The organism is Ensifer sp. LC384 (genome assembly GCF_001695865.1).
In the GTDB taxonomy this organism is placed as follows: domain Bacteria; phylum Pseudomonadota; class Alphaproteobacteria; order Rhizobiales; family Rhizobiaceae; genus Ensifer.
In genome coordinates this window covers 95,136-109,860 of sequence record NZ_MBST01000014.1, presented here as the reverse complement: position 1 = coordinate 109,860, position 14,725 = coordinate 95,136, and the positions used below count along the sequence as shown (strand labels likewise).

Below are 14,725 nucleotides of genomic sequence, written 5' to 3'. Positions count from 1 at the left end.
GATCAGTAGCCGGCTAATTTGTCCACCACGTGCTGCAGCGGCAGGCCGCCTTCGAGGCGGGCGATCTGCTGCTCGACGTGGCTGAACAGGGCCTTGACGTCCGACGACGCGGCGACATGCGGCGTCACATAGACATTCGGCATTTGCCAGAAGCGGCTTTCCGGTAAAAGCGGCTCCTGCTCGAAAACATCGAGCGAAGCTGCGCCAAGCAAGCCGGAATCGAGTGCGCTGAGGATATCGGCCTCGACCTGGCTGCCGCCGCGGCCGCCGTTGATGAAGATGGGCGCGGCAAACGGGCCGTTGCGGCTCAATTTGGCAAAAAGCCCGGCATTGAAGATGCCTTTGGTATCCGGCGTCAGCGGCAAAAGGCCGACCAGGAAATCCGTGCGTGCCAGGAAGGTGTCCAGTTCGTCGCCGGCATAGGTCTCGATGCCGTCGACCGCCTTCTTGCTGCGCGACCAGCCGACGACGTTGAAGCCCAAGACCGAAAGCTTGCGTGCTGCATCCTGACCCAGCACACCCATGCCCATGATGCCGACGGTAAAGTCCGCCGCTTCGGGCTGGGAAAGATCCCGCCACTCCCGCTTTGCCGCAAGCACTTCGTAGGCTCGGTGCTGGCGCAGATGCATGAGGCATTGCATCACCACCCATTCGCTCATGCGTGTCGTCAGGCTGCGATCGACGAAACGAACAAGCGGCACGTCGGGCAGACCCGGCAATGTCAGAACGTGGTCGACGCCGGCGCCGCCGGAGAAAACCACCTTGAGATCCGGTGCCCTCTCGAAGAGGTCCGGTGCCGATTTCCACACCACCGCATAATCGATCCCTGAGAGATCGCGATTGTGATGGATGGTATCGGCGCGGTTGATCACCTCGCGATCCGGGAAGGCGCCTTTCAGTGCCGCTTCCACTTCTTCCGGAATGAACTTCAGATCGACGATGACGGGGCTTTTCGAGGGCATTGCGAGAACTCTACTGGCGGATGGCGGACAGGTTGACGGCTTCGAGATTGAACGCGGCCGCCATCAGGGCCTTGGTATAGTCTTCCAGCGGCGCATTGAAGATGCGCTCCGCCGGACCCTGCTCGACGACCTTGCCCATGCGCATTACGATCATCTCGTTGGCCAGCGCCCGCACGACCTTGAGATCGTGGCTGATGAAGAGATAGGCAAGGTCGTGCTTTTGCTGCAGGTCGCGCAAGAGGTCGACCACCTGCGCCTGGACGCTCATGTCGAGCGCCGAGGTCGGCTCGTCGAGCATCACGAATTTCGGCTTCAGCACCATTGCGCGCGCTATCGCGATGCGCTGGCGCTGGCCGCCGGAGAACTCGTGCGGGTAGCGCCAACGGGTGGCGGGGTCGAGCCCCACCTCCTCAAGCGCTGCGGCAACGCGTTGATCGCGCTCGTCGTCCGACAGCGCGCGCTCGTGGATCTTCAGCCCTTCGGCGATGATGTCGGCAACCGACATGCGCGGGCTCAGCGAACCGTAAGGATCCTGGAACACCACCTGCATCCGGTTTCGCAGCGGCCGCATCTCACGGAAGCTGTAGGCGGCGATGTCCTTGCCGACGAAGGCGATCCTGCCCTTGGAGGAGATCAGCCGCGTCAGCGCCAGGCCCAGCGTCGTCTTGCCGGAGCCTGATTCGCCGACGACGCCGAGCGTCTGGCCGGCGCGCAGCTTGAGATCGATACCGTCGACCGCCTTCACATGGTCGACGACCCTGCGCAGGAAGCCGGCCTTGATCGGAAACCACACCTTCACATCAGCCGCTTCCATGACGATCGGCTTGGAGGCGTCTGAGGGCGGCGGGTTGCCCCTTGGTTCGGACGCGAGCAGATGGCGGGTATAGGCATGCTGTGGATTGGCAAAGATCTCGGCGGTTGGCCCGGTCTCGACGATCTTGCCCTTGGTCATCACACAGACGCGATCGGCGATCTTGCGCACGATGCCGAGGTCATGGGTGATGAACAGCATCGACATGCCGTGCTGATCTTTCAGCGTTTTCAAGAGTTCGAGGATCTGGGCTTGCACGGTGACGTCGAGCGCCGTCGTCGGCTCATCGGCAATCAACAGCTCCGGTCGGTTGGCGAGCGCCATGGCGATCATCACGCGCTGGCGCTGGCCGCCGGAAAGCTCGTGCGGATAGGCGCCGAGCCGCTTCTCCGGCTCGCGGATGCCGACCTGGTTCAAGAGCTCGAGTATTCTCGCGCGCGCAGCAGTACCTTCGAGCCCTTGGTGCAGCTCGAGGATCTCGCCGATCTGCCGCTCGATCGGGTGCAGCGGGTTGAGCGACGTCATTGGCTCCTGGAAGATCATCGTGATGTCGTTGCCGCGCACATGCCGCAGCTCCGCATCGCTGGCCTTCAGGAGGTCCTTGCCGTTGAAGCGGATCTCGCCGCCCGGGTGGCTAGCCGAGGGGTAGGGCAGCAGCTTCAGGATGGAGTTGGCGGACACGGACTTGCCGGAGCCGGACTCGCCGACAAGCGCAACCGTTTCGCCTCGCTTGATGTCGAAGGAAATGCCGTCGACCGCAAGCGAGGTGTTGCCGCCCTGATGGAAGGCGACCGACAGATCGCGGACGGAAAGAATGGGATCGGTCATCGTCGCGCTCACCGGAATGTCTTTCTCGGGTCGAAGGCATCGCGGGTCGCCTCGCCGACGAAGATCAGCAGCGACAGCATCAGCGACATGACGCAAAAGGCCGTCAGCCCGAGCCAGGGCGCCTGCAGGTTGGATTTGCCCTGCGCGATCATTTCACCAAGGGAAGGCGACCCGGGCGGCATGCCGAAGCCGAGGAAGTCGAGCGAGGTCAGGGTGGTGATAGAGCCGGACAGGATGAACGGCAGGAATGTGAGGGTCGCCACCATCGCGTTCGGCAGCAGGTGACGGTACATGATCGTGCCGTTGCCGACGCCAAGGGCACGCGCGGCGTTCACATATTCGAAGTTGCGTGCCCGCAGAAACTCGGCGCGCACGACGCCGACGAAGCCGACCCAGGAAAACAAGAGCATGATGCCGAGCAGGATGAAGAAGCCGGGTGGCAGGATCGCGGCGATGATGAGCAGAATGTAGAGCACCGGCATCGACGACCAGATCTCGATGAAGCGCTGCATCAAAAGGTCGGTCCAGCCGCCGAAATAGCCCTGCACCGCGCCGGCCGTCACGCCGATGATCGCCGAGGCGATGGTGAGCACCAGCCCGAAGAGCACCGAGATGCGGAAACCGTAGATCATGCGCGCCGTTACGTCCCGCGCCTGGTCGTCGGTGCCGAGCCAGTTGAGGTTGCCGGCGATGCAGTTGCGGTCGGCGGTGCCTTCCGGATAGGCCGAGCAGCGCTCATCCTTGCTCATCAGCCAGAAGGGCTTTGTCGGTGCCGAATGCGGAATGTTCGAGTTGACCGTCTGGTAGGAGTAACGGATCGGCGGCCAGATCATCCAGCCGTTTGCCTCGATCTCGTCGCGGATGAAATCGGAGCGGTAGTCGGTCTCGGCAAGGAAGCCGCCGAACTTCTCTTCGGGATAGTTCACCACGACCGGGAACAGGATCTCGCCTTTGTAAGAGGCGACGATCGGCCTGTCATTGGCGATGAATTCGGCAAAGAGGCTCAGCGCGAACAGCAGGAGGAAAAGCCAGAGCGACCAGTAACCGCGCCGGTTCGCCCTAAAATTCTGCCAGCGCCGCTTGTTGACCGGCGACAGCCAGCCGCGCGGCGGGGCGGTAACCGGGGTGGGTGCGGTGGTGACGGTGCTCATCACACGTCCCTCCGCTCGAAATCGATGCGTGGATCGACCCAGGTGTAGATCAGGTCGGAAAGCAGGCTGACGAGCAGTCCCATCAGCGAGAAGATGAACAGCGTCGCAAAGACGATCGGATAGTCGCGCTTGACGACGGAATCATAACCGAGCCGCCCAAGGCCATCGAGCGAGAAGATGTATTCGATCAACAGCGAACCGGTGAAGAAGGCCGAGATGAAGGCGCTCGGGAAACCGGCAATGATGATCAACATCGCATTGCGGAAGACGTGGCCGTAGAGCACCTGGCGGTCCGTCAGGCCCTTGGCACGCGCCGTCGTCACATATTGCTTCTTGATCTCGTCGATGAACGAATTCTTGGTGAGCAGCGTCGTCGTCGCAAAGGCCGAAAGCAAAAGCGTGATCAGCGGCAGCGTCATGTGCCAGAAATAGTCGAGGATCTTCTGCCACCAGGGCAATTGCCAGAAATTGTCCGAGACGATGCCGCGCAGCGGAAACCAGTCGAGGAACGATCCGCCGGCAAAGACGACGATCAGCAGGATGCCGAAGAGGAAACTCGGAACGGCATAGCCGATGATGATGATGCCTGATGTCCACACGTCGAAGGCCGAGCCGTCCGATACCGCCTTCTTGATGCCGAGCGGGATCGAGATGGCGTAGGAAAACAGCAGGATCCAGAGGCCGAGCGAGATCGAGACCGGCATCTTCTCCTTGATGAGGTCGATGACCGAGGTGTTGCGGAAGAAGCTTTCGCCGAAGTCGAAGCGGATATAGTTCCACATCATCGTGCCGAAGCGCTCGAGCGGCGGCTTGTCGAAACCGAACTGCTTTTCGAGCTTGGCGATGAATTCCGGATCGAGCCCCTGGGCACCGCGGTACTGGCTGCCTTGTTCGCCACCGGCCTGCATGAGGTCGCCGCCGCTGCCGCTCAGGCGGTCGGAGCCGCCGGCGTTCGTCAGGTCCGAAATCACCTGTTCGACCGGTCCGCCCGGCGCGAACTGAATGACGGTGAAGGAAATCGCCATGATTCCGATGATCGTCGGGATCATCAGCAGCAGTCGTCGCAGGATATAGGCACCCATCAGGCCAGCCTCTCGATCGACGTGTTGCCGGTGGCCCGGACCCGCGAAGCGTCGGCGTGCGCCCTATGCTGTCTCAATCCTCACGTCTCCTTGCGGCTTTCAGGCCCAAGCCGGGCCTCTATTCGTTTTCAGTGATTCGGTTTTCTGCATTTGGAATCGAGACAGCATCGGAGTGCAAGGGCTTCATTTGGCCGTGGCTGCCTTCGACCACCAGATGTCGGGAAAGCCGATCGCGTATTTCGGTAGCTCTGCCGGTCGCTCGAACTTGTCCCAGTAGGCAATCGTCGCATTGTTCTTGTAGTAGAGCGGCACGACGTAGTGGTGCGCCAGCAGCACGCGGTCGAGCGCCTTGGTCGAGGCCACCAGTGTTTGCCGATCCTTCGCGAAGATCACCTTTTCGATCAGGGCGTCGATGCCAGGATCGGCAATGCCGGCATAGTTTCGCGAGCCCTGCTCCTTGGCCGCCTTGGAACCCCATAAATCCAGCTGCTCATTGCCGGGGCTGAGTGTCTGCCCCCAGACGATCCAGGTCATGTCATAGTCGAAGGCGCGCGTGCGGTTGGTATATTGCGAGGCATCGACCGTTCGGATGCGCGCCTCGATGCCGATCTTCTTGAGGTTTTGCGCGTAGGGCAGGGCCACGCGCTCGAGGGTGGCGCTGCTCAACAGGATTTCGAAGGAGAAGGGCTTTCCGGATTTGGCTTCGACCATCCGGTTGCCTTTCAGCTCGTAGCCGGCCTCCTTCATCAGAGCGATCGCCTTGCGCAGGTTGTCGCGTGACGTCTGCGGTGAGCCGCCGACCGGGTTGGCATAGGGTGTCGTGAAGACTTCAGCCGGGACCTTGTCCTTGATCCCCTCCAGGATCGCCAGCTCATCGCCCTGGGGCAGGCCCGAGGAAGCCAGCTCGGTGTTCCAGAAATAGCTGTCGATGCGGGTATACTGGTTGTAGAAGACCGTCCGGTTCATTTCCTCGAAGTCGAAGGCGTAGTTCAGGGCCTCGCGCACGCGCTCGTCGTTGAACGGCGCGCGCCGCGTGTTCGGAACCATTGCCTGCATGATGCCGGTCGCCCGGTAGGGGTTGGGCAGGCTCTCGCGCTTGATGCGACCGTCCTTCACCGCCGGAAAATCATAGCCTGTCGCCCAGCGGCTCGCCTGGTTCTCGGTCCAGTAGTCGGTGTTGCCCGACCGGAAGGATTCGAACTCGACATCGCGGTCGCCGAAGAGCGTGTAGCTGATCGCGCCAAAATTGTTCTGCCCGACATTGACGTTCAGCGTCTTGCCCCAATAGTCGTCACGCAGCTCGTATCGCAGCGTTGCTCCGGCCGAGAACGAGGCGATGCGATAGGCACCCGACCCCATCACCGGTTCCAGCGTCGTTCGCGTGATATCGCGAGACTTTCCGTCCGGACCTTGCCCCTCCCACCAATGTTTCGGCAGAACGAGGAACTGGCCGAGGATGTGCGGCAGTTCCCGATTGTTTTTCTGGTCGAAGTGGAAGGTGACGTCGCGCTCGCCAGTTTTTTCCGCCGAAGTTGCGTGCTTGTAATAGTTGGCATAGAGCGGATTGAGCTCCTTGACCTTGTCGAAGCTGAAGATGACGTCTTCCGGCGTTACCGGTTTTCCGTCCGCCCATTTTGCTTCCTGCCTCAGGCGGAAAGTGGCGGACGAAATATCGTCTGGGTATGACACGCCTTCGGCAAGCAGGCCGTAGGCGGTTGAAATCTCGTCGTCGGCCGATTTCATCAGGGTATCGAAGACAAGCGGCAGCCCGGCGGCTGCGTCGCCCTTGTCGAGGATCGGGTTGAAGGTGTTGAAGGTTCCGGTCTGCGAGAGTTTCAGTTCTCCGCCTTTCGGCGCATCCGGGTTGACATAGTCGTAGCGCTTAAAGCCGGGTGGGTATTTGGGCTCGCCGACGAGCGAGAGGCCGTTGCGGAAGACCAGCTGTTCCTGGGCGTAGACTGCAGGTGGGAGAAAAAGCGTCGCCGCCAGAAGTGAGGCCGCCAGCCGTGCTCTTGCAGTCCTGCCAACATCCAGCATCCAATCAGTACCCCTTATATTTCAATGTTCTTTTGCGAGAGAATAGGCGAAATCGGGCCAAATGACAGGCACTGCCGCAAATCAGGCGAAATTTTTGCGTCACATCCCGGTGATCCGCAAGGCTGAGGCAAAGGCAGCGCCTTAGGATCGGGGGATATCGGGCATCTCGCACCCATTGCCGGTGCGGTTCGCCGTCGGGGAATGAACGGAACGGAATTGGACATGGTTGCTGCAATACGACGCTGTGGCTCGGCGCTTCTGGCGCTTTTGCTCGGAACGAGCTTCTTGATCGCCGATGTTGCCAGGGCCGACGACACGCCGGCAAAGGCGCTCTTCGGCGCCAAGGCGCTGCCGGCGCAGATGGCGCCTTCGTCCTACGGTTTTTATGCGAAGGGCTGCCTTGCCGGCGGCGTGGCCATCCCGACGGATGGCCCCACCTGGCAGGCAATGCGATTGTCGCGCAACCGGCGCTGGGGCCATCCCCAGATGATCGCGCTGATCGAACAGTTCTCCCATGACGCTGCGGAAAAGATCGGCTGGCCCGGCCTGCTCCTCGGCGATATCTCGCAGCCGCGCGGCGGGCCGATGCTCTCCGGCCACGCCTCGCACCAGATCGGTCTCGATGCCGATATCTGGCTGACCCCGATGCCGCAAAGGACCCTGACGGGCCGGGAGCGCGAAGACATCTCCGCGACGTCGATGCTGCAGAAGAACAAGTTTCTGACCGTCGATCCGTCGATCTGGACGCCGGCGCATGCCCGGCTGATCATGCTCGCCGCCAGCTACCCTGAGGTCGAGCGGGTCTTCGTCAATCCGGCGATCAAGAAGAAGCTCTGCGACACCTGGAACGGCGACCGTTCGGCGCTTGGCAAGGTCCGGCCGATCTATGGTCACGACTACCATTTCCACATTCGCATCAAGTGCCCGGCCGGGTCGACGACCTGCAAGGATCAAGCTGCGGTTCCCGCCGGCGACGGCTGCGACAAATCGCTGGCCTGGTGGTTTACCGATGAGCCCTGGGCAAAGCCGAAGAAGAAGCCTGGCGAAAAGCCGGTGAAGCCCCGGTTGACGACGATGGCCGATCTGCCGAAGGCCTGCACGCTGGTGCTCAACGGACCGGCGCCCGCCTCCGAACAGGAGGCGACCTACGGCATGGCCTATCGCGCCGCCTCACCGGCGCCGGCCGAGCAGGGCATCGAACAGGTGATCGGCGATGCGGCGACCGATCTGCCGCCCGCCGACATTCCCGTTCCCTCGGCGCGCCCGACCCTGCAGTAACTGTCACGGCTTGCGCCTTTTCAATCTCGATAGGCTCATGTATACGGCCATCAAATCGATTTAAATTTGATGGCGGGGATACGGCATGGCGGATCGGAAATGCGTTGCCCTGATCGCTCACGATCAGAAGAAGGACGATCTCGCCGCCTTTGCCAAGGCCAACGAGGCGGTCTTTTCGCAGTGGAAGATCGTGGCCACCGGTACGACCGGCGGCCGCGTTCTCGATGTCTGCCCCGGTCTCGACATCACGCGGCTGAAAAGCGGCCCGCTTGGCGGCGACCAGCAGATCGGCGCGATGATCGCCACCGGCGACATCCAGCTTCTGATCTTCTTCGTCGATCCGCTGACGGCGATGCCGCATGATGTCGACGTCAAGGCCTTGATGCGGCTTGCGATCGTCTACGATATTCCGATGGCGCTCAATCGCGCCACGGCCGAGCAGTTGATCGACTTCAACCACAACTGCTACTGACTAATTCCTTAAGTCGGATCCGATCTCAAGGAATTATGCAGCAAGTTTAAGTGCTACAGCGTCCTTTGCGCGTCATATTTGACGCGCGGCGCTGTAGAGAATTCGAAACCTCACGGCGACGATCAGGATGGACAGTGTGATGCCCGGTGCGAGTGACAACAGCTTTTCCTTTCCGATCCTGATCGGCGATATCGGCGGCACCAATGCCCGCTTCGCCCTGCTGCTCGATGCCTTTGCCGAGCCGAAGCAGTTGCCGCCGATCAAGACAGGCGATTTCGAGACGATCGAGGAAGCGATGCAGAAGAGCATCCTCGACAAGACGTCCGTTCAGCCGCGCTCGGCAATCCTCGCCGTCGCCGGCCCGATCAGGGGCGACGAGATTCCGCTGACCAACGCCGGCTGGGTGATTCGCCCGAAGGACATGCTTTCCAGCCTTGGGCTGGAAGACGTCCTCATCATCAACGATTTCGAGGCACAGGCGCTGGCCGTCGCCGCCCCCGCGGCCGAAGATCTGGTCCAGATCGGTGGCGGCAGCGTTCGCCCGCTGACCTCCCGCGTCGTTCTCGGCCCGGGCACGGGCCTGGGCGTCGGCGGCCTGGTCTTTGCGCAGCACACCTGGTTTCCGGTGCCCGGCGAAGGCGGTCACGTGGATATCGGTCCACGCACCGAGCGCGACTACCAGATCTGGCCGTTCCTGGAGCCGATCGAGGGGCGCATGGCCGGCGAGCAGATCCTCTGCGGCCGCGGCATCATGAACCTTTATCGCGCCGTCTGCGCCGCCAGTGGCGAAGAGTCGGTCCTGAATGATCCGGCCGAGGTCACCACAGGTGCGCTTGCCGGCAACAATCCCGCTGCGGTGGAAACGATATCGCTGTTCTCGACCTATCTCGGCCGGGTTGCCGGCGACATGGCGCTGATCTTCATGGCGCGTGGCGGCGTGTTCCTGGCTGGCGGCATTTCGCAGAAGATCCTGCCGGCGTTGCAAAAACCGGAGTTCCGCGCCGCCTTTGAAGACAAGGCGCCGCATTCCGCGCTGATGAAGACCATCCCGACCTTCGCGGTCATCCATCCGATGGCGGCACTGTCCGGTTTGGCGGCTTTCGCGCGCACACCGAGAGACTTCGGTGTTGCTACGGAGGGACGTCGCTGGAGAAGCTGATGGCGGCGGCGCGCGCAAAGACTCGCCAAAGCCGCACCAAACCACTATAGAGCCCGGGAAAGGTAGTGTCGGCGTTCGACCTACCATGCAGGCTCAGGGAAGACAGGCTTTTTGAGCGCCAACGATAAAAAACAGCATGCTGTCGATTCCGACACCATCACCGGAATCTTGAAGCGGGTCATCGCAGAAAACGGCCGTGACCATATCCGTGGCTATCTCTTTGCCATTGCCTGTCTGGCCGTCGTCGCCGCGACGACCGGCTTTACTGCCTCGATCATGGAGACCGTGATCAATGAGGCATTTGCCAACAAGAACGCGAGCATCGTGCTTTTGGTCTGCGGCTCGATCTTTGGCGCCTTCGTCTTGCGCGGTTTTGCCACCTACGGCCAGGCCGTCGCCCTGTCGAAGATCGGCAACAATATCGTCGCACGCTATCAGAAGCGGCTTTACGCACATCTGATGGCGCTCAGCGTCGGCTACTTCAGCGAGACACGGTCGGCACAGCTTGCAGCCCAGATCAGCCAGAACGTCAGTGGCATCCGTGACGTCCTCAATCTAACCGTCACCTCGATTGCCCGCGATCTGTTGACCCTGATCGGTCTGATCGGCGTGATGTTCGTCAAGGACTGGCTGCTGTCGATCATTGTGTTTGTTACCGCGCCGCCGCTGTTGCTCGGCCTGCGCTATGTCTCCAAGCGGCTGCGCTCGGCAACGCGCGAGGCCATCGAGGTCAACAGCCGCGTTCTTGGCGCCATGCAGGAGACGATCCAGGGCATCTCCATCGTCAAGGCGTTCACGATGGAAAGTGAATTGCGCGGCAAGGTCGAGACGATCGTCAACCGGGCGGAAAACCGTGCCAACCGGATCGCGCGCTTGAGCGAACGCACGGCACCGATGACCGAGACCTTTGCCGGCCTCGCCATCTCCTGCGTACTCGCCTATTCCGCCTTCCGCGCGATCTACAACGATGTTCCGCCAGGTGCCTTCTTCGCTTTCGTTGTCGCCCTGTTGATGGCCTATGACCCGGCGCGACGTCTGGCGCGCCTGCAAGTGTCTCTGGAACGCGCTGCGGTCAACGCCCGCATGGTCTACGAGATTCTCGATACCGTTCCGCATCAGCGCGACAAACCTGATGCGAAGCAACTCACCTTTGACACTGCGACCGTGGAACTGCGCGACGTTCGTTTCCGCTACGCCAATGGCGACGAGATCCTGAAGGGCGTCAGCTTTGTCGCTGAAGGCGGCAAGACGACGGCGCTCGTCGGCCCGTCCGGCGCCGGAAAGTCGACCGTCATCAGCCTCGTTCCCCGGTTCTACGATCCGACCTCGGGCCAGATCCTGATCGACGGGCAGGACATAGCCGATGTCACCAAGCAGTCGCTGCGCAATGGCATCGCCTATGTCTCGCAGCAGCCCTATCTTTTCGAAGGCTCGATCCGCGACAATATCCGCTACGGCCGCCCGGATGCGACGGATGCGGAAATCGAGGAGGCCGCCCGCCTGGCCTATGCGCATGACTTCATTCTCGCCCAGCCGCAGGGTTATGACACCGCGGTCGGCGAGAACGGGGTAACGATGTCCGGCGGCCAGAGGCAGCGCCTGTCGATCGCCCGCGCGCTCGTGCGCAATGCACCGATCCTGCTGCTCGATGAGGCGACCTCGGCACTCGACACCGAATCGGAAGCCGCGGTGCAGAAGGCGCTGGATCAGGCGATGACCGGTCGCACCGTGATCGTCATCGCCCACCGTCTGTCCACGGTCGTCAACGCCGACAAGATCATCGTCATGAAGGATGGTCTCGTCGTCGAGGAAGGCACGCATGAGGGCCTTGCGCGCTTGCAGGACGGTCTCTACGCTCGCCTGCACAATCTCCAGGGCAAGGCCCCCGAGGCGCCGGTCGACGCCGAAATCTGAACATGAGCAGGAAGGAAAATCGCCGATGAGCACAACGGACATGAAGCTTGTGGTCGTCGGCGCGGCCGGTCGCATGGGTCAGACGCTGATCCGCATGGTTCATGGCATGGACGGCGTCCGCCTGCATGCGGCGATCGAACGTCCAGGCTCCCCCTTCATCGGCCGTGATGCGGGCGAACTGGCCGGGCTCGGACCGATCGGCATCGTTGTCGCCGACAAGCCGCTCGAAGCCTTTGTCGAAGCCGAAGGCGTGCTCGATTTCACCTCGCCAGCCGGCTCCGTCGAATTTGCCGGCCTTGCGGCCCAGGCGCGCATCGTGCATGTCATCGGCACGACCGGTTGCTCGGCAGACGACGACGCGAAAATCCGCGCGGCCGCACGCCACGCCCGCGTCGTCAAGTCGGGCAATATGAGCCTCGGCGTCAATCTTCTCGGCGTCCTGACAGAGAAGGCGGCGCGTGCCCTCGGCCCTGCCGCATGGGACATCGAAATCCTCGAAATGCACCATAAGCACAAGGTGGACGCCCCTTCCGGCACGGCACTGCTCCTCGGCGAAGCTGCGGCGAAGGGCCGAAGCATCGCTCTGTCGGAAAATTCGGTGCGCGTGCGCGACGGCCACACCGGCGCCCGGCCGCAAGGCACGATCGGTTTCGCGACGCTGCGCGGCGGCTCGGTGATCGGCGAACATTCGGTCATTTTCGCCGGCGAAGGGGAGCAGGTAACCCTTTCCCACAGTGCCGCCGACCGCTCCATCTTCGCGCGCGGTGCCGTCACCGCAGCGCTCTGGGCGCGCGACCGGAAACCCGGTTTCTACTCCATGCTCGATGTTCTCGGGCTCAACTGACACCATCTCTATCGTCTCAAGGGGAAATCATATGAGCGGCACCCTCGTCCTTGTCCGGCATGGCCAGAGCGACTGGAACCTGAAGAACCTGTTCACCGGCTGGCGTGATCCTGACCTGACCGAGCTTGGCGTCGAAGAGGCCAAGGCTGGTGGCAAGGCGCTCGCCGACTACGGCATCAAGTTCGACATCGCCTTCACCTCGTCGCTGATCCGCGCCCAGCGCACCTGCCAGTTCGTGCTCGATGCCGTCGGCCAGTCGTCGCTGGAGACCATCCGCGATCAGGCATTGAACGAGCGCGACTATGGCGACCTCTCCGGGCTCAACAAGGATGATGCCCGCGAGAAGTGGGGCGAAGAGCAGGTGCATGTCTGGCGCCGTTCCTACGACGTTCCACCGCCGGGCGGCGAAAGCCTGCGCGACACCGGCGCCCGCGTATGGCCCTACTACCTGACGGACATCCTGCCGCGCGTGCTTGCCGGCGAGAAGGTCCTCGTGGCCGCCCACGGCAATTCGCTGCGCGCGCTGGTCATGGTTCTCGACCGCTTGACCAAGGAACAGATCCTGAAGCTCAACCTCGCGACCGGCGTGCCGATGGTCTACAAGCTCAACGCCAATTCGACGGTCGCTTCCAAGGAAGTGCTGGGCGACATGTCGGCCGCGCACTAGGCTGAGCGTGCATCAATAAGCAAAAGGGGCGCCTGTCGCCCCTTTTTTCGTTCTCAGGCCTTGCCGGCTTCCCATCCGAGGATCGCGCGTTTGCGCGTCAGTCCCCAGTGATAGCCGGTGAGATCGCCGCTCTTGCCGAGCGCGCGGTGGCAGGGAACGACGAACGAGATCGGGTTGCTGCCGACCGCTGCCCCGACCGCGCGCGAGGCGGTTGGCTGGCCGATGTTGCCGGCAATCGTCGAATAGGTCGTGGCCCGGCCAAGCGGAATCTTCAACAGCGCCTGCCAGACACGGATCTGAAAATCGGTGCCGATCAGGAAGATGCGCAATGGCTCCGCCGCACACCAGCGCTCCGGATCGAAAATGCGGGCTGCGTAGCGGGCCGTTGCCGCGCTGTCTTCGACATAGCTGGCGTTCGGCCAGCGATGCGCCATGTCCTCGAAGCTCTCCTGCTCGCCGCCGCTATCGGCAAACGCAAGACCTGCCAGGCCCCGGTCGGTGATCATCACCAGCGCCGTGCCGAAGGGGGAGGGATGGTAGCCGTAGCGGATGGTAAGGCCCGCACCGCGCGCCTTCCATTCGCCCGGCGACATCGCCTCATGGGTGACGAAGAGGTCGTGCAGCCGGCTCGGGCCGGAAAGCCCGACCTCGATGCTGGTTTCCAGCAGCGGCATGTCTTCCTGGCGCAGGAGCCGTTTGGCGTGGTCGAGCGTCACCGCCTGCAGGAAGGCCTTCGGAGACAGGCCGGCCCAGCGGGTAAAGACCTTCTGCAATTGCGTCGGCGACTGTTTCAGCCTCCGGGCGATCGCTTCGAGCGAAGGCTGCTCGCGATACTCTTCGGTGAGCATTTCGATCACGCTTCTCACCGTGTCGTAATCGGTGCCCTTCGGCGTGATGTCGGTGGGCAGGGTTGTCGCTATGTTCATCGGTCATCTCCTGTCATGACACAGGTAACCATGCCGCCAGTGTCGTTGCCACCCGAAACTTGATTGGCCCCGTGTCAGCGGCGGCGCACCGTCGCAAGCGCTAGGGAAAACGCGGTGGCGAAGGTTTCGCGGTCGTCGCGATTGAGAAAGGAACCGACATCGGTCCGTTGGCCGCGGTCGCTGACGCTCATCGAGACGATGCCGATCTCCTGATGCCTGGCGATGCTGAAGCGCGCCCAGAATGGATTGAAGCGATGTTCGATCATCCGGCCCGACGGTGCGAACTTGCGGACCGACACGTCGGTTCGCGAAACGCGCACTTCTTCGCGCGAGCGCGCCGAGCGGTAGTTCAGCCAGAAAGCGCCGAACAGCAGGGCGAAGTCCAGTCCGAAGAAGAATACGATCGGCCAGGCACCGATCACCATGAACACGACCGCATGGACCAGGCTGAGCAGCCCGGCGATCAGGAAAAAGACCTTGAATCCCCTAAGGCCCAGGGATCGATAGGGGGTCAGTTCGGCGCTGAACACCGGCTCTTCGCCGCCAAGCGTCTGATCGTTGCCATTCGTCATGACCAATGACTATAGATGCATC

Annotated in this window: 13 protein-coding genes; 6 read left to right on the top strand and 7 right to left on the bottom strand. The window is 62.2% G+C overall.

The window, feature by feature from the left end; translation table 11 throughout:
• Window positions 1-2: 2 nt before the first annotated feature.
• The 5 genes from BC363_RS13130 to BC363_RS13110 form a co-directional block, all read right to left on the bottom strand.
• The gene (locus BC363_RS13130) at window positions 3-962 is read right to left on the bottom strand and encodes a glyoxylate/hydroxypyruvate reductase A (RefSeq protein WP_065784810.1); all 960 of its coding nucleotides are present in this window, start codon (window positions 960-962) and stop codon (window positions 3-5) included.
• A gap of 10 nt (window positions 963-972) precedes the next feature.
• Entirely contained in the window at window positions 973-2,601 is a 1,629-nt protein-coding gene (locus tag BC363_RS13125) for an ABC transporter ATP-binding protein (protein ID WP_065784903.1), read from the bottom strand.
• A gap of 8 nt (window positions 2,602-2,609) precedes the next feature.
• On the bottom strand, window positions 2,610-3,752 hold the full coding sequence (locus tag BC363_RS13120; RefSeq protein WP_065784811.1) for an ABC transporter permease: 1,143 nt from the start codon (window positions 3,750-3,752) through the stop codon (window positions 2,610-2,612).
• A complete protein-coding gene (locus BC363_RS13115) occupies window positions 3,752-4,834 on the bottom strand; it encodes a microcin C ABC transporter permease YejB (RefSeq protein ID WP_065784812.1) in 1,083 nt (360 codons plus the stop codon). Before BC363_RS13115 ends, BC363_RS13120 begins: the two co-directional genes overlap by 1 nt.
• Before the next feature lie 183 nt (window positions 4,835-5,017).
• Window positions 5,018-6,871 (bottom strand): extracellular solute-binding protein, encoded by a 1,854-nt coding sequence (locus BC363_RS13110; protein ID WP_065784813.1) that lies wholly within the window; start codon window positions 6,869-6,871, stop codon window positions 5,018-5,020.
• A gap of 222 nt (window positions 6,872-7,093) precedes the next feature.
• Here BC363_RS13110 and mepA point away from each other — a divergent pair, with 222 nt between their 5' ends.
• The 6 genes from mepA to BC363_RS13080 all read left to right on the top strand — a co-directional run bounded on the left by mepA (window position 7,094) and on the right by BC363_RS13080 (window position 13,205).
• Entirely contained in the window at window positions 7,094-8,149 is a 1,056-nt protein-coding gene (gene mepA, locus BC363_RS13105) for a penicillin-insensitive murein endopeptidase (RefSeq protein ID WP_161952457.1), read from the top strand.
• Between the two features lie 85 nt (window positions 8,150-8,234).
• The gene (locus tag BC363_RS13100; protein ID WP_065784815.1) at window positions 8,235-8,621 is read left to right on the top strand and encodes a methylglyoxal synthase; all 387 of its coding nucleotides are present in this window, start codon (window positions 8,235-8,237) and stop codon (window positions 8,619-8,621) included.
• 139 nt (window positions 8,622-8,760) lie between these two features.
• Window positions 8,761-9,780 carry a glucokinase gene (locus BC363_RS13095; protein WP_065784816.1) on the top strand — a complete coding sequence of 340 codons (1,020 nt, stop codon included), beginning with the start codon at window positions 8,761-8,763 and terminating at the stop codon, window positions 9,778-9,780.
• Window positions 9,781-9,891: 111 nt separating this feature from the next.
• Window positions 9,892-11,694 carry an ABC transporter ATP-binding protein gene (locus tag BC363_RS13090; RefSeq protein WP_065784817.1) on the top strand — a complete coding sequence of 601 codons (1,803 nt, stop codon included), beginning with the start codon at window positions 9,892-9,894 and terminating at the stop codon, window positions 11,692-11,694.
• 25 nt (window positions 11,695-11,719) lie between these two features.
• Complete coding sequence (gene dapB / locus BC363_RS13085) at window positions 11,720-12,538, top strand: 4-hydroxy-tetrahydrodipicolinate reductase (RefSeq protein WP_065784818.1); 819 nt, start codon at window positions 11,720-11,722, stop codon at window positions 12,536-12,538.
• 31 nt (window positions 12,539-12,569) lie between these two features.
• Window positions 12,570-13,205, top strand: a complete 636-nt coding sequence (locus BC363_RS13080) for a 2,3-bisphosphoglycerate-dependent phosphoglycerate mutase (RefSeq protein ID WP_065784819.1) — start codon at window positions 12,570-12,572, stop codon at window positions 13,203-13,205.
• A 53-nt stretch (window positions 13,206-13,258) separates the two neighbouring features.
• Here BC363_RS13080 and BC363_RS13075 read toward each other — a convergent pair whose 3' ends face one another.
• Both BC363_RS13075 and BC363_RS13070 read right to left on the bottom strand, forming a co-directional pair.
• On the bottom strand, window positions 13,259-14,131 hold the full coding sequence (locus BC363_RS13075) for a bifunctional helix-turn-helix domain-containing protein/methylated-DNA--[protein]-cysteine S-methyltransferase (RefSeq protein WP_065784820.1): 873 nt from the start codon (window positions 14,129-14,131) through the stop codon (window positions 13,259-13,261).
• 74 nt (window positions 14,132-14,205) lie between these two features.
• Complete coding sequence (locus BC363_RS13070) at window positions 14,206-14,703, bottom strand: DUF2244 domain-containing protein (RefSeq protein ID WP_065784821.1); 498 nt, start codon at window positions 14,701-14,703, stop codon at window positions 14,206-14,208.
• Window positions 14,704-14,725 lie beyond the last annotated feature (22 nt).